At 71.4% G+C, this 18,393-nt stretch carries 16 protein-coding genes; 8 read left to right on the top strand and 8 right to left on the bottom strand.

Annotation, left to right across the window (positions count from 1 at the left end; translation table 11 throughout):
- Nucleotides 1–290, bottom strand: a 290-nt coding sequence (locus tag ACH4T9_RS13860; RefSeq protein ID WP_396673038.1) for a glycogen/starch synthase, incomplete at its 3' end; no start/stop codon positions are given.
- A gap of 319 nt (nucleotides 291–609) precedes the next feature.
- Here ACH4T9_RS13860 and glgX point away from each other — a divergent pair.
- The 3 genes from glgX to treZ are packed head-to-tail and all read left to right on the top strand — an operon-like array spanning nucleotide 610 to nucleotide 6,808.
- A complete protein-coding gene (gene glgX, locus ACH4T9_RS13865) occupies nucleotides 610–2,727 on the top strand; it encodes a glycogen debranching protein GlgX (RefSeq protein WP_396673037.1) in 2,118 nt (705 codons plus the stop codon).
- Nucleotides 2,728–2,729: 2 nt separating this feature from the next.
- A complete protein-coding gene (gene treY / locus ACH4T9_RS13870) occupies nucleotides 2,730–5,078 on the top strand; it encodes a malto-oligosyltrehalose synthase (RefSeq protein WP_396673036.1) in 2,349 nt (782 codons plus the stop codon).
- On the top strand, nucleotides 5,075–6,808 hold the full coding sequence (gene treZ / locus ACH4T9_RS13875; RefSeq protein WP_396673035.1) for a malto-oligosyltrehalose trehalohydrolase: 1,734 nt from the start codon (nucleotides 5,075–5,077) through the stop codon (nucleotides 6,806–6,808). Before treY ends, treZ begins: the two co-directional genes overlap by 4 nt.
- Before the next feature lie 27 nt (nucleotides 6,809–6,835).
- Here the strand turns inward: treZ and ACH4T9_RS13880 are convergent, their stop codons facing one another.
- Complete coding sequence (locus tag ACH4T9_RS13880; protein ID WP_396673034.1) at nucleotides 6,836–7,711, bottom strand: alpha/beta fold hydrolase; 876 nt, start codon at nucleotides 7,709–7,711, stop codon at nucleotides 6,836–6,838.
- Between the two features lie 562 nt (nucleotides 7,712–8,273).
- Here ACH4T9_RS13880 and ACH4T9_RS13885 point away from each other — a divergent pair.
- A complete protein-coding gene (locus tag ACH4T9_RS13885; RefSeq protein WP_396673033.1) occupies nucleotides 8,274–8,825 on the top strand; it encodes a YciI family protein in 552 nt (183 codons plus the stop codon).
- 52 nt (nucleotides 8,826–8,877) lie between these two features.
- Here the strand turns inward: ACH4T9_RS13885 and ACH4T9_RS13890 are convergent, their stop codons facing one another.
- Nucleotides 8,878–11,085 (bottom strand): HelD family protein, encoded by a 2,208-nt coding sequence (locus ACH4T9_RS13890; protein ID WP_396673032.1) that lies wholly within the window; start codon nucleotides 11,083–11,085, stop codon nucleotides 8,878–8,880.
- A gap of 248 nt (nucleotides 11,086–11,333) precedes the next feature.
- Here ACH4T9_RS13890 and ACH4T9_RS13895 point away from each other — a divergent pair, with 248 nt between their 5' ends.
- Together ACH4T9_RS13895 and ACH4T9_RS13900 are read left to right on the top strand one after the other, a co-directional pair.
- Complete coding sequence (locus ACH4T9_RS13895; protein ID WP_396673030.1) at nucleotides 11,334–11,783, top strand: hypothetical protein; 450 nt, start codon at nucleotides 11,334–11,336, stop codon at nucleotides 11,781–11,783.
- Between the two features lie 1,001 nt (nucleotides 11,784–12,784).
- Nucleotides 12,785–13,021 carry a hypothetical protein gene (locus ACH4T9_RS13900; protein WP_396673029.1) on the top strand — a complete coding sequence of 79 codons (237 nt, stop codon included), beginning with the start codon at nucleotides 12,785–12,787 and terminating at the stop codon, nucleotides 13,019–13,021.
- 255 nt (nucleotides 13,022–13,276) lie between these two features.
- On the opposite strand, the gene ACH4T9_RS13905 is transcribed toward ACH4T9_RS13900, so the two are convergent.
- Together ACH4T9_RS13905 and ACH4T9_RS13910 are read right to left on the bottom strand one after the other, a co-directional pair.
- On the bottom strand, nucleotides 13,277–14,041 hold the full coding sequence (locus ACH4T9_RS13905) for an SAM-dependent methyltransferase (protein ID WP_396673027.1): 765 nt from the start codon (nucleotides 14,039–14,041) through the stop codon (nucleotides 13,277–13,279).
- A 168-nt stretch (nucleotides 14,042–14,209) separates the two neighbouring features.
- Nucleotides 14,210–15,055 (bottom strand): CHAP domain-containing protein, encoded by an 846-nt coding sequence (locus ACH4T9_RS13910; RefSeq protein WP_396673025.1) that lies wholly within the window; start codon nucleotides 15,053–15,055, stop codon nucleotides 14,210–14,212.
- Nucleotides 15,056–15,389: 334 nt separating this feature from the next.
- Between ACH4T9_RS13910 and ACH4T9_RS13915 the strand changes: the two genes are divergently transcribed.
- Both ACH4T9_RS13915 and ACH4T9_RS13920 read left to right on the top strand, forming a co-directional pair.
- Nucleotides 15,390–15,563, top strand: a complete 174-nt coding sequence (locus ACH4T9_RS13915) for a hypothetical protein (protein WP_396673024.1) — start codon at nucleotides 15,390–15,392, stop codon at nucleotides 15,561–15,563.
- A 283-nt stretch (nucleotides 15,564–15,846) separates the two neighbouring features.
- A complete protein-coding gene (locus ACH4T9_RS13920) occupies nucleotides 15,847–17,436 on the top strand; it encodes a pentapeptide repeat-containing protein (protein ID WP_396673022.1) in 1,590 nt (529 codons plus the stop codon).
- Nucleotides 17,437–17,511: 75 nt separating this feature from the next.
- On the opposite strand, the gene ACH4T9_RS13925 is transcribed toward ACH4T9_RS13920, so the two are convergent.
- From ACH4T9_RS13925 to ACH4T9_RS13935, 3 genes are read right to left on the bottom strand one after another with little or no spacing between them, the layout of a single operon-like run.
- Nucleotides 17,512–17,667, bottom strand: a complete 156-nt coding sequence (locus ACH4T9_RS13925) for a hypothetical protein (RefSeq protein ID WP_396673021.1) — start codon at nucleotides 17,665–17,667, stop codon at nucleotides 17,512–17,514.
- A gap of 8 nt (nucleotides 17,668–17,675) precedes the next feature.
- On the bottom strand, nucleotides 17,676–17,882 hold the full coding sequence (locus ACH4T9_RS13930) for a helix-turn-helix transcriptional regulator (RefSeq protein WP_091094605.1): 207 nt from the start codon (nucleotides 17,880–17,882) through the stop codon (nucleotides 17,676–17,678).
- A complete protein-coding gene (locus ACH4T9_RS13935) occupies nucleotides 17,882–18,340 on the bottom strand; it encodes a DUF2975 domain-containing protein (protein ID WP_387018305.1) in 459 nt (152 codons plus the stop codon). Before ACH4T9_RS13935 ends, ACH4T9_RS13930 begins: the two co-directional genes overlap by 1 nt.
- Nucleotides 18,341–18,393: the final 53 nt, after the last annotated feature.

An 18,393-nucleotide genomic window follows, 5' to 3' on the forward strand; every position in this document is an offset into this window, starting at 1 on the left:
ATGCGTACGCCGTCGGCGTACTCCTCGTGGGGTGCGCCGTCGGTGTGGCGGGTGACGACGGTGACCTCGTGGCCGGCTGCGGCGAGGGCGACCGACAGTGCGTGGACGTGGCGGCCGAGGCCGCCGACGAGCACGGGCGGGTACTCCCAGGACAGCATCAGGATTCGGCGGGTCTGCGGGGGCACCCCGCCCCCGGCGGACTGTGGGAGCAAAGGCCGGGAGGTGGGAACGGGCCGGCAGGTCCGGTCCGTGGCGGTGGCGGTCTGCTCGCCGGCCCGCAGGGTCGTCACATCAAACTCCGTCCATGCATGGTGGAACGCGCCGGCAACGGTGGCGGCGAAAAGGGAAGTGGTGGGGGTGGCCGAGGGCCGAGTGCCGGCGTGCGCGGGCGCATGCCTCCGCATCAAGGAAAGGGCATCCGGGGCCGAACCGCATCCTGAGAGGGCCCAAGGTGACGGACGCCACCCAAACGGGCGGCCGGTATCAGGTGGGTGGATTTTGGTTACGGCACGAAACGGTGGATTGGGCGGACCCTCGGCGGGGCATTAGCGGCGTGCGCTCGCCGGGCCGCCCGGTAGGGGCGTTCATCATCATGGGCTGAGGAGCGACATGCAGGTCTGGCCGGGCGAGCGGTACCCCCTGGGGGCGACCTACGACGGGATGGGTACCAACTTCGCGATCTTCTCGGAGGTGGCCGAGCGGGTCGAGCTCTGCCTGTTCGACGAGTGGGACACCGGGGCGGAGCGCCGCGTCGAGCTGCGCGAGGTCGACGCGTACGTCTGGCACGCCTACATCCCCGGCATCGAACCGGGGCAGCGGTACGGCTACCGGGTCCACGGCCCGTGGAACCCGGCCGACGGGCCGCGCTGCAACCCGCACAAGCTCCTGCTCGACCCGTACGCCAAGGCGGTGGACGGGGACGTGCAGTGGGACCCGGCCGTCTACGACTACGAGCTGGGCGACCCGGACCGGATGTCCGAGACCGACTCGGCGCCGTTCATGCCCAAGTCGGTGGTGGTCAACCCGTACTTCGACTGGGGCAACGACCGGCCGCCGCGCACCCCGTACCACCACTCGGTGATCTACGAGGCCCACGTGCGCGGGCTGACCATGCGCCACCCCGGCATCCCGGAGGAGCTGCGCGGCACGTACGCGGCGATCGCCTCCCCGGTCATGATCGAGTACTTCCAGCAGCTCGGGATCACCGCCGTCGAGCTGATGCCGGTGCACCAGTTCGTCCACGACCACCGGCTGGCCGACCTGGGAATGCGCAACTACTGGGGCTACAACACCATCGGCTTCTTCGCCCCGCACCACGGCTACTCCGCGCTGGGCCACCTCGGCCAGCAGGTGCAGGAGTTCCGGGGCATGGTCAGGGCGCTGCACGCCGCCGGCATCGAGGTCATCCTCGACGTGGTCTACAACCACACCGCCGAGGGCAACCACCTGGGCCCGACGCTGAGCTTCAAGGGCGTCGACAACCCCAGCTACTACCGGCTCTCGGAGGAGGACCGCCGGTACTTCGTCGACTACACCGGCACCGGCAACAGCCTCAACGTCCGCAGCCCCCACTCCCTTCAACTGATCATGGACTCGCTGCGCTACTGGGTGACCGAGATGCACGTCGACGGGTTCCGCTTCGACCTGGCCGCCACCCTGGCCCGCGAGTTCTACGAGGTCGACCGCCTGTCCACCTTCTTCGAGGTGGTCCAGCAGGACCCGGTGGTCAGCCAGGTCAAGCTGATCGCCGAGCCGTGGGACGTCGGCCCCGGCGGCTACCAGGTGGGCAACTTCCCGCCGGTGTGGACCGAGTGGAACGGCAAGTACCGCGACACGGTGCGGGACTTCTGGCGCGGCGAGCCGGCCACCCTCGCCGAGTTCGCCTCCCGGATCTCCGGCTCCGCCGACCTGTACCAGGACGACGGCCGCCGCCCGTTCCACAGCATCAACTTCGTCACCTGCCACGACGGGTTCACGCTCAACGACCTGGTGTCGTACAACGACAAGCACAACGAGGCCAACGGCGAGGACAACCGGGACGGCGAGGGCCACAACCGGTCCTGGAACTGCGGCATCGAGGGCGAGACCGACGACCCGGGCGTGCTGGCCCTGCGGCAGCGGCAGCGGCGCAACTTCCTGGCCACCCTGATCCTCTCCCAGGGCGTGCCGATGATCGGCCACGGCGACGAGCTGGGCCGCACCCAGCGCGGCAACAACAACGCGTACTGCCAGGACAGCGAGCTGGCCTGGGTCGACTGGGACGACGCCGACGAGGCGCTGCTGGGCTTCGTCCGGCGGCTCGTCGAGTTCCGCCGCAGCCACCAGGTGTTCCGCCGCCGCCGGTTCTTCACCGGCCTGCCGGTGGGCGGCCGGGCCGCCGGCTCGGGCCTGCCCGACCTGGCCTGGTACACCCCCGACGGTCGGGAGATGACCGGCGAGGACTGGGGCAACGACTTCGGCCGCTCGGTGGCCCTGTTCGTCAACGGCGACGGCATTCCCGAGCGCGGCCAGTACGGCCAGCGCCACCGGGACACCTCGTTCCTGCTCTGCTTCAACGCCCACGACGCCGCGCTGGACTTCACCCTGCCCGGGGAGGAGTTCGGCCAGCGGTGGGAGCTGGTGATCAGCACCGCGGAACCGGAACCGGAGAAGCCGACCCTCGTCGAGGCGGGCGGCACGATCTGCGTACCGGACCGCTCCCTGGTGGTCCTGGAGAGGACGGCCTGACCGTGCCCGACACCCGCCTCGGCGCGACGTACCGGGTGCAGGTCCGCCCCGGATTCGACCTCGACGCCACCGCCGGCCTCGCCGGCTACCTGGCCGACCTCGGCGTCACCCACCTCTACAGCGCGCCCCTGCTCACCGCCACCCCCGGCTCGGCGCACGGCTACGACGTGGTCGACCACCGGGCGGTCAACCCCGAGCTGGGCGGCGAGGCCGGCCGGGTCCGGCTGGTCCGGGCGCTGCGCGCGGCCGGGCTCGGCCTGGTCGTCGACATCGTGCCCAACCACGCCGGGGTGGCCCAACCGGCGGCCAACCCCGCCTGGTGGGACGTGCTGCGCCGGGGCCGCGCCTCGGCGTACGCGCGTTGGTTCGACATCGACTGGGACCGGGGCCGGCTGCTGCTGCCGGTGCTCTCCGACGCCCCGGACGCCCTCGACGACCTCAAGATCGTCGACGGGGAGCTGCGCTACCACGAACACCGTTTCCCGATCGCCGACGGCACCGCCGAGGGTGCCGGCGAAAGGACCGGCGACGCCGACGGCACCGGCGACGGGACCGCCCTCGAGGTGCACGACCGGCAGCACTACGAGCTGGTCTCCTGGCGGCGCGGGGACCGCGAACTGACGTACCGCCGGTTCTTCGCCGTCTCCGACCTGGCCGGCCTGCGGGTGGAGGACCCGGAGGTGTTCGCCGCCACCCACGCGGAGGTGCTGCGCTGGGCGGCGGCCGGCGAGGTCGACGGCATCCGGGTCGACCACCCCGACGGGCTGCGCGACCCGGCCGGCTACCTGGCCCGGCTGCGCGCCGCCGCCCCCGACGCGTGGCTGCTGGTGGAGAAGATCCTCGAGTACGGCGAGGAACTGCCCGACTGGCCGGTGGACGGCACCACCGGCTACGACGCCCTGGCGCCCGTCGGCGGCCTCTTCGTCGACGGGTCCGCCGAGGGCGACTTCACCACCCTGGACACCCGGCTGACCGGACACCGCACCTCCTGGTCGGACCTGATCCACGACACCAAGCTGGAGGCGGCCACCCGGCTGCTCGCCGCCGAGCTGACCCGGCTCGCCGCGCTCGCCCCCGAGCTGGAGCCGGCCGAGGCCCGGGCGGCCCTGGCCGAGCTGGCCGCGTGCTTCCCGGTCTACCGGGGGTACCCGCCGCACGGCGCCCGGCACCTGGCCGACGCCCGCTCCGAGGCCGGCCGACGCCGCCCCGACCTGACCGCCGCCCTCGACGCGGTCACCCGCCGGCTGCGCGACCCCGAAGATGAGCTGGGGCAGCGGTTCCCGCAGCTGTCCGGCGCGGTGATGGCCAAGGGCGTCGAGGACACCGCCTACTACCGGTGGAGCCGGTTCGTCGCCCTCAACGAGGTCGGCGGCAGCCCCGCCCACTTCGGCGCCCCGCCGGCCGAGTTCCACCGGTTCGCCGCCGCCCGACAGGCCCGCTGGCCCGCGGCCATGACCACCCTGTCCACCCACGACACCAAGCGCGGCGAGGACGTCCGGGCCCGGCTCGCGGTGCTGTCCGAGCTGCCCGAGCGCTGGGCCGAGCGGATCACCCGGTGGACCGCCGCCGCGCCGCTGCCCGACCCGGCGTTCGCCCACCTGCTCTGGCAGACCGCCGTCGGGGCATGGCCGATCGAGCAGGAGCGGCTGCACGCGTACGCCGAGAAGGCCACCCGGGAGGCGTCGGTCGTCACGAGCTGGGCCGACCCCGACCCCGGCTTCGAGCACGCCGTGCACGCCCTGGTCGACCGGATGTACGACGACCCGGAGCTGCACGCCGAGCTGACCGCGTTCGCCGCCGAGATCACCCCGGCCGGCTGGTCCAACTCCCTCGGGCAGAAGCTCGTCCAGCTCGCCATGCCCGGGGTGCCCGACACCTACCAGGGCACCGAGCTGTGGGAGAACTCGCTGGTCGACCCGGACAACCGCCGCCCGGTGGACTTCGCCGTACGCCGGGAGCTGCTGGCCCGCCTCGACGCCGGCTGGCGGCCGGCGGTGGACGCCGACGGCGCGGCGAAGCTGCTCGTGGTCTCGCGGACCCTGCGGCTGCGCCGCGACCGCCCGGAGCTGTTCACCGGCTACCGCCCGCTGCCCGCCCGGGGCCCCGCCGCCGCGCACGCGCTCGCCTTCGACCGGGGCGGCGCGGTCGCCGTCGCCACCCGGCTGCCGCTCGGGCTGGCCCGCGCCGGCGGCTGGGGCGACACCACCCTGTCACTTCCCGTTCACGAGCTGACCGACCTGTTCACCGGCCGGGTCTACGGTGGCGGGGAGATCCCGCTGGCCGACCTGCTGGCCACCTACCCCGTCGCGCTGCTGGCTCCCACCACCGAGTTCGTGGAGGCTGCGTCATGACCGAGTTCACGGTGTGGGCGCCGGAGGCCGCCCGCCTCCGACTGCGCCTGCCCGGCGACGCCGACCACGAGATGCGCGCCGGCCCCGACGGCTGGTGGCGGGTCGAGGTGCCCGCCGCCGGCCCCGGCACCGACTACGCCTACCTGATCGACGACGGGGACCGGGCCCTGCCCGACCCCCGCTCGGCCTGGCAGCCGGCGGGGGTGCACGGCCCGAGCCGGCGCTACGACCACGCGGCCTTCGAATGGACCGACACCGGCTGGACGGGCCGGCAACTGCCCGGCAGCGTCCTGTACGAGCTGCACGTCGGCACGTTCACCCCGCAGGGCACCTTCGACGCCGCCATCGACCGCCTCGACCACCTGGTCGACCTCGGCGTCGACATGATCGAGCTGCTGCCGGTCAACGCCTTCAACGGCGAGCACAACTGGGGATACGACGGGGTCTGCTGGTACGCCCCGCACGAGCCCTACGGCGGCCCGGACGGGCTGAAACGCCTCGTCGACGCCGCCCACGCCAAGGGTCTGGGGGTGATCCTCGACGTCGTCTACAACCATTTCGGGCCCTCCGGGGCCTACGCGCCGATGTTCGCGCCGTACCTCGCCGAGCAGGACAACGCCTGGGGCCGCACCGTCAACCTCGACGGCCCGCACTCCGACGGGGTGCGCCGCTACATCCTCGACAGTGTGCTGATGTGGCTGCGCGCCTACCACGTCGACGGGCTGCGGCTCGACGCCGTGCACGCCATGCCCGACTCGCGCGCCACCCACCTGCTGGAGCAGATCGCGGCGGAGGTGGAGACCCTCTCCACCCACCTGGGCCGGCCGCTGTCGCTGATCGCCGAGTCCGACCTCAACGACCCGACGCTCGTCACCCCCCGGGAGGCCGGCGGGTACGGCCTGCACGCCCAGTGGAACGACGACGCCCACCACGCCCTGCACACCCTGCTCACCGGCGAGCGGCAGGGCTACTACGGCGACTTCGGCTCCCTGGAGTGCCTGTCGGAGGTGCTGACCGGGGCGTTCTTCCACGCCGGCACCTGGTCCAGCTTCCGCAACCGCAGTCACGGCCGGCCGGTGGACCGGCAGCGCACCCCGGGCCACCGGTTTGTGGCGTACCTGCAGAACCACGACCAGATCGGCAACCGGGCCACCGGCGACCGCATCTCGGCGTCGCTGTCTCCTGCGCTGCTCCGGGTGGGGGCGACGCTGCTGTTCACCGCCCCGTTCACCCCGATGCTGTTCATGGGGGAGGAGTGGGCGGCCAGCACCCCGTGGCAGTTCTTCACCAGCCACCCCGAGCCCGAGCTGGCGACCGCCGTGGCCACCGGCCGCAAGCGCGAGTTCGCCGCCCACGGCTGGACCTCGAACGACGTCCCCGACCCGCAGGCCCCGCAGACCTTCGCCCGCTCCCGGCTCGACTGGGCCGAGCTGGACGAACCCGAACACCGCGAGATGTACGACTTCCACCGGCGGCTCATCGCGCTGCGCAAGAGCCGCGCCGACCTGTCCGATCCCCGGCTGGACCGGGTCGACGTCCGGCACGGGGACCAGTTCCTGCTGCTGCGGCGGGGGAAGACGCTGGTGGTCGCGAACCTGGCGGCCAAGCCGCAGCGGATCACGTTGCCGGGGATGGCGCGTCGGGTGCTGCTGGCCACGGGAGAGGGGGTCACGGTGACGAGGGACCGCATCGACCTGCCGGCGGAGACGGCAGCAATCGTGGCGCTCTAGGGCCGACACCGTGAACGCCCACGGCCGTCAGCCGGCGTCCAGCACCTCGCGCAGTCGCGCCGCGAACTCGGCGGGCTTGCCCGCGTAGCCGAAGTCGCCGCCGAGGAAGCCCCCATGGTGGCTGGGGAACACCGTGGCCTCCTGGCCGAGCAGCGCTGCGGTGGCGACGGCCGTACGTGCGGTGTACGTCCCCGCCGACTCCTCGCCGACCGCGATCACGATCCGGGTCGGTGCTGCGGTGAGCGCCTGCGCGTCGGGTCGGTAGTCGATGATCGCCCAGGAGGCCTTCGACAGCAGCGGATCGTCGCGGGTGCCGTCGTCCTCGGTCGGCAGGCCGAACGCCGCCGGGTCGGGCGCGGGCTGGGTGAAGTAGGCGTCGGTGAACTCGCCCTGCCAGGACGTCATCGCGATGAACGCGGCCATTCCGGCGCCGTTGCCCTTCGCCTGGTACGCCTCGTGGAAGCCGGCCCGGGCGCGGTCGGCGGCGGCGGCGTCGGGGAGCACGGCGTTGATCGGCGGCTCGTGCGCCACCAGCGTGCCGACGTCGCCGGGGTGGGACGCGACCAGTTCGAGCGCGGTCACCGCGCCACCGCTGCTGGCGAAGACGTCGACCGGGCCGGTGCCGAGCGCCTCGATCAGCAGGTGCAGGTCGCCCGCCTGGGTCTGCGGCGTGTGGTCCGACCGGCCGTCGGTGCGGACGCTGCGGCCCAGACCCCGGGGGTCGTAGGTGACGACCGTCCGGTCGGTGAAGTGCTCGGCGAGCGAGCCGAAGCCCTCGGCGGTCATCGGCTGGCCGATCATGAGCAACGTGCGGTGCCCGGCGGACGCGGCGAGCGGGTCGCGGACGTCGTAGACCAGGTCGGCGCCGGGCGCGGCAAGGGTGCGCGTCTCACTCTTCGTCATGCCGGGAGCGTACGACCGACGTACGACGTCATGGGCCGTGGCGCTGCGAGAGTCGCCCCGGTTTCGCGGGCGAAGGCGGACTGGCCGACGCCGAGGCTCCGCTTGAAGTGGCGGACCAGGTGCGGCTGGTCGTAGAACCCGCTGTCGGTCGCGCTCGACCGCAGCGGTCGACCCCGCAGGATGAGCCCGCGGGCGAGGTCGACCCAACGGGAGATCAGGTACTGGGCGCTGGCGTCGTCGCTGATCTGCTGGTGATACCTGTATCGACTCCTTTGCTCTGCTGCCCCCTGTGCAACGTGCGGGGTGCGCGGCGTTTTCTGCCGTCCGTTCGTGCTGGCCCATGCCATGCAGCGGCATCGTGTTGGTGTTGCGGTGACGGCAGCAGAGCAAAGGGGCGAGTGGGCATGACCCGTCCGCTGTGCCTCTGGCATCCCGGCCGCCTGGCCCAGCAGCCAGCAGCGGGGGGGCGACCATGGTCATCTGCGGGGCGACGGCTGCGGCACGTGACGCGGGCGGCACCCCTCCGCGTCCGTGTTCGGCGCGCGGCGGCAGGATCTGGGGCATGGAGTTCTTCTGCTACCACCGTGATCGGCGCGGCTCTGCGGCGCTCCGGAGCGAGCTGCTACAGGAGCACTGGTCGTACATGGACCGGTACGCGGCGCAGATGATCGCTCGCGGCCCGACCTTCGCGGTCGACGGCGCCACGCTCACAGGCAGTGTGCACATCCTGGACCTGCCCGATTCCGCCGCCGCGCGGACCTTCGCCTTCGACGAGCCCAACTACCAGGCCGGCGCGTACCGCGATGTGCTGTTGCGCCGCTGGCGCAACACGCTGGGGCGCACCATGTGGGACTTCCCCGGCGGCCGGACGGGTGGTAACCGGTATCTGGTGCTGGGCCTCGGCGCGGGGGAGACCCTCGACCTCTCACCGCAGCGCGACCGGGACGACCTGATCGCGTACGGGCCGTTGCTGTCCGACGACGGCGTCACCTGGCTGGGCACAACGGCGCTGGTGCGGGCGGAGGATGCGGACGAGGCGCGTGCCGTGCTGACCTCGGACCGGTACGCCGACATCGAGGTGCACAACTGGGCGTTCGGCGGCCGGCCGTCCTGACCGGCGGGCGGCTGCGGACCGGTCAGCGTGTTTTCCATAGGCATGGCGACTGCTAGGTGAGCATCAACTGCCCGAGTTCCTGGGTGCATCGGGTGAGCGCGACGTAGAGCCCATTCCAGCCGCGTGGTTCAGCGGCGATGCCCTGGGGGTCGATGAGTAGCGTCGCGTCCCATTCCAATCCCTTGGACTGGGTGGCGGTGAGCACCGGCACATCGCTCAGCGCGGCTAGGAGTTCGGCGATGCGGTCGGCGGGGGCGATGACGCCGACCGTGCCGCCATGCCACCGTTGCTGCAGCTGTCGTACAGCTTGGGCGGCGGCGCCGGCAAGCTCGGCGGGCGTGATCGTGAGCTCCCAGGGGGCGATGCCGGAGGAGCGTACCGCCCGGGGCGGCGCGTTGTGGCTGCCGGCCTTCTTCAGCACCGGTTCGGTGAGGTCCATGACCTCGCGCGGGGTCCGGTAGCAGATGGTCAGCTCCGCGGCGGTCCAGCGGTCTCCGAAAGCAGCCTGCACCGCCTGCGCCCAGCTGGTGTGCCGGTGCGCTGCCTCCGCCTGGTCGATGTCGCCGACCGCGGTGATGGAGCGACTGGGACAGCGCCGCAGCACCATCTGCCACTGCATCTCGGACAGCTCTTGTGCCTCGTCGATGACGACGTGGCCGTACACCCAGTCGCGCTGCCGGCGAGCGCGGTCGGCGACGAACTCGCCCTGTGGTTGCGGGGCTTCGACCGCGCCCAGCAGGTCGGCGAGGGCGTCGAGCAGGGGGATGTCGCTCGATGCCCACGGGGCGGGCTCGGCCGAGACGGCGGTGATCTCCTCCGGGGACAGCTGTGGGGCGAACCGGGCCAGCAGGGTGCGGTCGGTCAGGAGATCGCGCAGCAGGTGCTCGGCGTCGCGGGTGGGCCACCATGCCTCGATGAATCGGGCGATAGCGGCGTTCTCGGCGATGCGATGACGAAGTTGCTCGACCTCTTCCTCGGAGAGCAATCCGTCGACGTCACTGCCGGTGGACGTCCTGCCGAAGTGGGGGTCCTGCTTCATGCCCCTGTCGAAGCGGGCGAGGATGTCCTCGAAGCCCTCCTCCATCTCGTTCATCAGCGCCTCGCGCTGTTCGACGACGGCTTCGGCAAGGAGGTGGTGCAGCTGCTCGGCGAACGCCGCGCGGGCGCGGTGGTACGGACGTCCCTGCACCGCCGAGGTGAGCGCCTGTGCCACTGTTGCGGCGGTGATGACGTGGAACTCGCCCTCCCAGCGCAGCTTCAGCTCACGGGGCCGGGGAAGTAGCGACGTGACGTAGTTTTCGAGCGCGGGTTGCCAGAGGGCGCGGCCCTTGATCTCGGCGAGAAGCCGGCTCTCGTCGCGGCCCACGCGGATCTCGGTCAGCAGAGTGTCGCAGGTCGCCGAGACGACGGCGGTCTCACCGAGCGCGGGCAGCACCTGGGCGATGTACTGGAGGAACCGCGGCGAGGGGCCGAGGACCAGGACCGCCTGGTCGGCCATCTTCCGGTGAGCGAACAGCAGGTAGGCGACGCGGTGCAGAGCAACGACGGTCTTGCCGGTGCCGGGACCGCCCTGAACGATCAGCGGGCCGGTCGCCTCGGCCCGGATGATGTCGTCCTGTTCGCGTTGCAGCGTGGAGATAGCCGTCGACATGCGGCCGGTGCGCCGCTGGTCGAGGGCGGCCAGTAGGGCGCCCTCACCGACGAGTTCCGCCGTCATGGTGCCGTCCAGCGGCTCGTCGTCCACGCCGACGACGACGGATCCCGTCGTGCGTACGTGACGGCGCCGTGCCTGACCTTGCGGGTCGACAGCCGTCGCGGTGTAGAACGGCCGTGCTGCGGGGGCGCGCCAGTCCACCAGCAGTGGCTCACTGTCCTCGCCGTCGGTGCGGAGACCGACCCGGCCCACGTGTCGCACGGTTCCGTCAAGGCCGTCGAGGCGGCCGAAGACCAGCCCTTCCCGTGCTCGCCGCAGCTCTTCGTACTGCTGGCGGAGCATCCGCTGCCGGGCCCGTTCCAACGCGTCCAGGGCGTCTGACGAGAGCTCGGCCTGCAGGTGGTCGGCCAGCCTGTCGCGCCGGGCAGTGGCCACGTCGAGAAACTCCTGTTCCTCGGCGATTGCGGATCTGCGGGCGCCGGCAGCGCCGTTGTTCAGGGCAGAATTCCGGCGCATACGCAAATCCTCGTACTGGTTGTTTCCCCTCGACCCGGATGGGCCGGAGCGTATTCCGGCGGCAAGTATAGAACCGGCTCTCCTCGTCAACCAGGAACTTTGTCGGCAGAGATGACAATCTCAATGCCCTTGCAGTTCCGGGCCGCTTGTGGCCTAACCCAATTGTGAGTCGCTTGTTGACTGTCCGGTCCTTATCTGATCTGAACGCCGTCGGTGGCACTGTTCGCGGGTGGGAGACCCGGACGAGGCGCGTCTGCGGCGGAAGGCCGGCAACCGCTTCTGCCGTCGCTGACCTCGGCGTACGTCCGGACCGGGACGACCTGATCGCGTACGGGCCGTTGCTGTCCGACGACGGTGCCGCCTGGCTGGGTACGGCGGCGCTGCTCCGGGCGGAGGATGCGGACCAGGCGCGTGCCGTGCTGACCTCGGACCGGTACGCCGACATCGAGGTCCACAACTGGGCGTTCGGCGGGACGGCCGTCACGACCCCACAGATGCCGGCCCTGCTGGTGATGCGCCGGGTCGGGTGCCTGGTCGTGGCGAGTCTGGCCGGCAAACCGCAGCGGATCACCCTGCTGGAAGTGGCGCGGCGGGTGCTGGTGGCCAACGGGGGAGGGGTGTCGGTGACCCGGGACCGGTTCGAACTGCCGGCGGAGACGGCGGCGGTCGTGGCGCTGTGCGGCGGGATGCCTGGCAGGCGTCATCGAGACTCGCCGGCGAACCAGTGCTGCCGAATGAAGGGCGGGTCGCGGCGAGTCAGGTGCTGTGATCCATGTGCTCGGATATGAAGTTCCGTCAGAGGGCGATAGCCGCAGGCTTGGTATCAGCGTGTCTACCTGCAAAACCGACCCATTGCCTATTCCGTGATCCGAGTATGTCGAAGAGGGCCAGTTGGCCATCTCGCGGGAAAAGCTCGTCGTGCCATTGGATGTGGAAGAGAGTCGGGGCCGTGACCCTTCGCGCATCTCTCACGATGCGTTCCGGTGCATCCAGGCCCTTGTTGCGGGCCCGCTCCTTGCCGAAGCCCAAGCGAAACGATCGTTCGACGACGCCGCAGTCCAACACATGGCGTCCCAACCCATTCGATTGCCTGATGCACGGCGTTATCCAACCATCTTTCGTTGTCCCTCCGTGCGGTGTGGCTGCTCTGCGGCGCCGTGCGGGACCAGGGCCCAGGCAAAGCCGTGAGGGTTTCCGGCTTGGGGTGGTTGGTGGAGACGCAGGGCCTCGGCAAGGCGCGAGGTGTCCGGTCCCGCCCGAAGTTCTTCCACCTTCCGGGAATTCCGTTCCGCACCTCAGGATGGTCGGAGATCATGGAAGGAATTGGCCCCTCCGGGGGCCATTTTTTACCAAGATCTCCCGCGCGGCCAGTCGTGCCGTCGGAAATGGCGCTCCTGGTAGTGGTGGGCCGCACGGGGCCCGGGGCCTTGGTTCCGCCGAACCTCAGCTGTTCCACATTTCGCCCAAATGCCCGGGAGGCCGCCGCTGCGCCGCCCCGTGCCGCCCCGTGCGCCGGGTAGTCGGGGCGGCGACCTGACCAAATGCCCCCACCCGGCCGGGGACCTGCCCTTCGGCCCCTATGGAGTTGCCCCGTCCACGCTCCCACTCCAACGACCGCACAAACGGGGCAGCTCCATAGGGACCAACGCAGGGCAGGCCGACCCGGTAAAGGCCGACCTGGCAGGGGCCGATGGTGGGTGAGCAGGGAGAGGTGATTTCGTGCGAGACCGCCGAGAAACGACTGGCCGCCATGGGTGAGCGGTTGCGGTGACGCCGGCCGGGGGGGGAGTTGGCCGACCAGGCCGCCGGGGTGGCCGCCTTGCTCGGGGCCGGGGACGATCCGCACCGGACCAGCTTCGGGCCGGTCGCCGTAGAGTTGGCCCGGGTGGTGGCGGCGGTCGAGCTGGGGGAGGCCGGGGAGGCGGTGGGTCGGCACGAGCAGGTGGTGCGGGGGGAGGCGTGGCGGCGGCTGCCGGCCGAGTACCGGGCCGCGTACCTGGTGGACGCCGCGCGGGCGTACCTGTAGTTCGGTGACCTGCGTGCGGCCGGGCGGGTGCTGGTCGACGCGGACGGTGTCGCGCCGGCGGAGGTCCGGTGCCGGCCGGTGGCGCGTACGGTGATCGCCGAGGTCGCGCGGGCGCACCCGGTGCCGGCCGGCGTGGCACGCCTGGCGACGCTCGTCGGCCTCACCCGGTGACCGACCTGCCCCGGCGGGGTGTGACCCGTCCCCTGTCGCGTAGCCACCAGGGCACTGCCCGGCCCACCCGGCACCGAACGGGCTTCAGTTCTTGCGCGCGGTCACCAATGCGAACGTGAGAAGCTCGCCGTTGTCCGCGGTGAGCATGTCGATCACGGGCTGGTGCGATGCCTGGCCATCCGGCTGCGCCTCGGCAGCTGCCCGGGTCCACAGCAGCCAGTCCCGCCAGCCGTCTCGTTGCAGTCGCGCTGAGGTGACCGTCACCAGCTCGGTGATCTCCCAGTGGAAGCGCCACCACTGCGCCGTGTGCCAGGCGACCGCCTCCCAGCCGACCACCTTCTTGATGTGGGCGGGGATGGCCCCGAGCTCGCGGATCTCCCGGGTCATCGCGGGCGTTGCCATGCCCAGCTGTCCACCGGGACGTAGGAACCGCACCAGGTACGGCAGGTAGCTGTCCGCCGTGCCGAAGTACTCGAAGGCGTCGACGCTCACGATGGCATCGAAGCTCTCCTCCTCGAAGGGCAGAGCGTGCGCCTCCGCCCGCACCGCATCCACCCGGTCGCTGACGCCGGCCTCGGCGAAGACTGCCGTGGCCTCGTCCGCGCCGACCCACCAGTCGGCCGCCACGACGTGGACGCCGTACTCGCGGGCGAGGAACACCGACGTCGCACCCTTGCCGGAACCAAGGTCGAGCACCCGCATCCCCGGGCGCAGATCAAGGTCCTGAGCGAGGTTCTCCAGCAGCCACAGGGGGTTCGGCCCCATGTCGAGCCGGAGCAACCACGCCGGGTCGTAGCGGGACGACCGGGGATAGCGATCCGGCCGTACGAGCTGATCCAAGGCAGTCACGAGGACTGACCCAAGCTGATCACAGGCGCTCGTACAACCTCATTTCGCTGCCGCGGGCCGCAGGTCACGATCTTGAGCATCCGCAATTCGCGGCGGCGATCACCTGCGATGCGGGCACGCCCACCCCGTCAGGCCGGCGTGCCCGCAACCCTCAGTTGAGGCGGAAGGTCACTTGAAGCGGATGAACTTGGAGAACTGGTTGTTGGCGGTTCCCACCGACACCGTCCGGTGGCTGTACTTGTCCGCGTTGACGTAGTTGTACTCGTCGATTTCGAAGGTGCCGTTGGCGTTCACGCTGGTGACGAAGGCGACGTGGCCGTAGGTGCCGCCCAGGCGGACCGCGACGTCACCGGCCTTCGGGCTGTTGTAGACCGGCACCCCGGCGCGCCCGGCAGCGGCCACCCACTCCTTGGCGTTACCCCACCGCGCCTGGCCCCCGTACTGGTTGTGGAAGGGCACGCCGACCCGGCTCCGCACCGCCCAGGCAGCGAAACTGGTGCACTGCCCCTTGTAGAAGTTCCACGGGTCGATGCCCGAGGTCGCGCCCTTGTACGGGTAGTCGTCCTTGGCCGGATAGGTCGTACCGGCGGAGATCAGCTGATGGGAGGCGTTGTTGTTCTTCAGCGTGGCGTTCAGGTTCGCCTTCGCGCCGGACGCGAAGTTCTGGTAGGCGTAGGAGCCGTCGTAGTCGCTGTTGTAGTAGACCCGCACCGTGTTGCTGGTGCGGTTCCACACGGAAGCGGCGTTGTTCTTGACGCACAGGCCCTGGCCGCTGCCGGCACCCTTGAACTCGTAGCAACCGGGCTGGGTCGAGCCGTAGTCGGCCAGTGATCCGGCGTGATCCGAGATCGATCCCGCGTGGTCGCTGTTGTAGTAGTAGCAGAACTCGCCGGCGTCGCAGACTCCATCGCGGGCCGCCGCCTGAGCAGGCGCGGCGACCGCCAGGACGCCGAGAGTCGCGCCGAGCACGCTCGCGCTGAGGGCACCGAGGACGCGAACGGTGATCCTGGGCATGTCCACTTCCCTTCCATGGGTAGGTGACGACGGGCCCACCCTACAAGCCATCGATCAATCTACATATACCTTGCGCCCGCATCGCCGCTGCGGTATGGAATCCGAGACAAGTATGGAATCCGAGACAACCCGGCCAGCACCGTCGGACCAGCCCCAAAGGCGCGCACTTTCAGAGAAAGAGTGGCCTCGCGGGCGGTCTGAGGCACTCTTTCTCTGAAAGTGCGCTGGGGGTGGGCCGGCTGTGGGCCGGTGTCGGGCGGTGCGCGGGCGGTGATCGTCGAGGTCGCGCGGTCGCGCCTGGCGACGCTGGTGGGTCTGATCCGCTGAGATCGACGTGCACATCGCGTCGGTCCTGCTCGGCGAGGGGATCCGGCTGTACGCCAACCCCGGCGGCGCGCCGATCCGTCTGTACCGGGCCGGCGACGGCGACCCCACAGCGGTCGTGAACGTGCGCTACCGGCCCATCACACCGGCGAAGATCCCGCCCGGGGCGGGGGCGGGTGACTGATCCGGCAGCGGGGCCAGTTCCTCAGGGGACTGCGGCCAGGTGCGCGGCGATGTCGGCGGCGGTCTGCTCCGGATGTTCGCCGTTGACGGCGGACGCGGAGGCGGCCCTGGGAGATCTTCACGGTGCCGGGGGTGTTGTCACCTCCCGTCGCTATCCTTCGCAGGCACGTCGGGGACGGTCCTGGCGGGGAATGCCGGTGGGACGGGCTGCCGCACCGGGGCTGGAGGGGCGCGTGCCGGTCGGGGAAGTAGGCGTCGAGGAGTTCCGAATCGCCGTCCGGCAGGTGACGCAGACGAGAGGCGCGGAGCGGGAGGGCGCACTGCGACGGCTGGCGGAGTTCGGCGCGGCCGACCCGGCGCTGCGCCAGGACGCGGCTGACGCGATCTGCGCCTACCTGCGTACGCCCCCTGCCGCGCCGGCAGTGGACGGCACGGGCCCTGTGGGCGGAGCGCACGGCGCGGGTGTCGACCCGCGGCGGGCGGCCCTGCGGGTGCTCGTCGGGCTGCTGCGCCCCGCCGCCTCCGGGGCGGGCGAGACGGGCGGAGCGGGCGCGCGTGCCGGAGCAGGCGAGGACGCGGGAGCGGGCGGAGCGTCGCCGGGTGTCGTCGTGGACCTGTCCGGTGCGACCCTCGTGGATGCCGATCTCGGCGGGTGTGAGCTGGCCGGGGCCCGGTTCGCCGACACCCGGTTCCTCGGGGCGACCTCGTTCGCCGACGCCCGGTTCACCGGCGACGCGGTCTTCGCCCGTGCCGTCTTCCACGGACCGGCCCGGTTCGACGGTGCCCGGTTCGCCGCCGACGCCGTGTTCGGGCGTGCCCGGTTCCGGGGGCCGGCCAGCTTCGAACGGGTCGGCTTCGCTGCGATGGCCTGGTTCGGGCGGGGCGAGGAGGAGCTGTGGGAGGACGATCCGGCCTGGGACGCCGTCGAGGATATCCGACCCGCGCCCTGGGACGAGCCGAACGAGGACGACCCGGGCTGGCCCGTCGCCGTCCTGATGGGCGACTACCAGGGCTGGGAGGAGGGCGGCGACGGGGCCCGATTCGTCGGGGCCGTGTCGTTCCGGGGCGTCCGCTTCGACGGGCCCGCCTGGTTCTGTAAGGCGCGGTTCGGCGCGGACGCGGCGTTCCGGGACGCCTGGTTCGGCGGGCCGGTGCACCTCGACCAGACCGCCGTCGACCTCGACGGCGCCCGGTGGGCCGGCGCGGCCGGCGACGAGCCGGCGCGCTGGCCCCTCGGCTGGGTGTCCGCGCCGGGGCCGGACGGCACGAGCGTGCTCGTCGCCGACGGTCCCGTCGCGCCCTACGCCCGTCAGCTCGCCGACCGCGATCCCGACGTCCGCCGCGCGGGGCTGCGGGCCCTCGGCGAGCTCGGTGACGGGCGGCCGGAGCTGCGCCAGCGTGTGGCCGACGCCGTGTGCGCGTACCTGCGGGGGCCGCTGCCGTTCGACGTGACCGGCGAGCTGACTCCCGCCCAGGCGGGGGAGATCCGGCTGCGGCGCGACGCCCAGCGGCTGCTCGCCGAGCGCCTGCGCGCGGTACCCGTCGGGGCGGGCGGGGCGGGAAAACGGCACTGGCCGGGGACGGACCTGCCGCTGTGCGGCGCGACGCTGGTCGACCTCGACCTCAGCGGGTGCCAGGTCGGTCACGCGGACTTTGCGGGCACCCAGTTCCACGGTGCCACCCGCTTCGACGCGAGCACGTTCGCCGGGGCCGCCTTCCGGCTCGGCGGTCCCGAGGGGCGCGCCTCGTTCCACGGCGACGTCACCTTCGCCGGGGCGCGGCTCGGCCGCCGGCGCGACGTCCTCGGTGGCGTCGTGTTCCACGCCGGCGCCGTGATCGACGACCCCGAGGCCCCGTCGACGGGGGACGGCTGAGCGCGGCCTCCCCGGAGACGTCGTCCAGCAGCACCGTGGGCGTGCTGGACGACCAGTGCCGGCCGCGTGGTGCCGTTACCTGCCGCGTCGGGCCGTCCGCACGCCGAACGTGACCGCGCCGACGATGAGCACGACGCCCAGGAGTTGGAGGCCCGGCGAGTCGTCGGCCTCCCCGAGCACGATGCCGGCGACACCGATCGCGACGGCGAGGACGGCGACGAGGTACTTCATCGGTCTCCTCATTCCTCGACCCATTCGAGCAGGTCACCCGGCTGGCAGTCGAGCACCCGGCACATGGCTTCCAGGGTGCTGAACCGAACGGCCTTGGCGCGACCGTTCTTCAGCACCGCCACGTTCGCCGGTGTGAGCCCGACGCGTTCGGCGAACTCACCGACGCTCATCTTGCGTTTCGCCAGCTCGACGTCGATGCGGACGACGATGGGCATCAGATCACCGCTTCCATGTCGGTACGCAGTGTGGTGGCCTGCCGCAGCAGAGCCCGCATCACCACCATCAGGAGCCCCAGCACGGCGACACCCACCAGCATCAGGAACAGCAGGACCGGCAGCCCGGGGTCTGAGGCGTTGATGCCGAAGTAGAGGAACACGCCCAGCAGCACCACCCACGCGGCGGCGATCGCCCACACGATCGCGTCCACCCAGGCCAGGGCGGCGTCGCTGAAGATGCGGTCGCGCTTGACCAGGGTGAGCAACTTCCAGGTGGACACGATCACGACCTGGATGCACAGCACCCAGAACACCGAGACGGCGGTCATCGGCCACCTGAGGTAGGCATCGTTCGGGGACTCCTCGGCCATGTGCGCGAACTGCCCGGGCAGCGAGAGGGTCTGGAACATGACCAGGATCCCGAACAGCAGCACCAGGAAGACTCTGAGCGGGCCCACCGCTCGATGCTCCGTCAACATGCATCGACTATCGCTCTGAACCTATCGACTGT

Origin of the sequence: Micromonospora sp. NPDC020750, assembly GCF_044334565.1 — a bacterium.
In the GTDB taxonomy this organism is placed as follows: domain Bacteria; phylum Actinomycetota; class Actinomycetes; order Mycobacteriales; family Micromonosporaceae; genus Micromonospora.

Coding starts and splice junctions, on each gene's coding strand:
- ACH4T9_RS13930 (WP_091094605.1), bottom strand. CDS start 17,882: ATGCCCATCGTCGTCCGCATCGACGTCGAGCTGGCGAAACGCAAGATG.
- ACH4T9_RS13910 (WP_396673025.1), bottom strand. CDS start 15,055: ATGCCCAGGATCACCGTTCGCGTCCTCGGTGCCCTCAGCGCGAGCGTG.
- ACH4T9_RS13885 (WP_396673033.1), top strand. CDS start 8,274: ATGGAGTTCTTCTGCTACCACCGTGATCGGCGCGGCTCTGCGGCGCTC.
- ACH4T9_RS13925 (WP_396673021.1), bottom strand. CDS start 17,667: ATGAAGTACCTCGTCGCCGTCCTCGCCGTCGCGATCGGTGTCGCCGGC.
- ACH4T9_RS13880 (WP_396673034.1), bottom strand. CDS start 7,711: ATGACGAAGAGTGAGACGCGCACCCTTGCCGCGCCCGGCGCCGACCTG.
- treZ (WP_396673035.1), top strand. CDS start 5,075: ATGACCGAGTTCACGGTGTGGGCGCCGGAGGCCGCCCGCCTCCGACTG.
- glgX (WP_396673037.1), top strand. CDS start 610: ATGCAGGTCTGGCCGGGCGAGCGGTACCCCCTGGGGGCGACCTACGAC.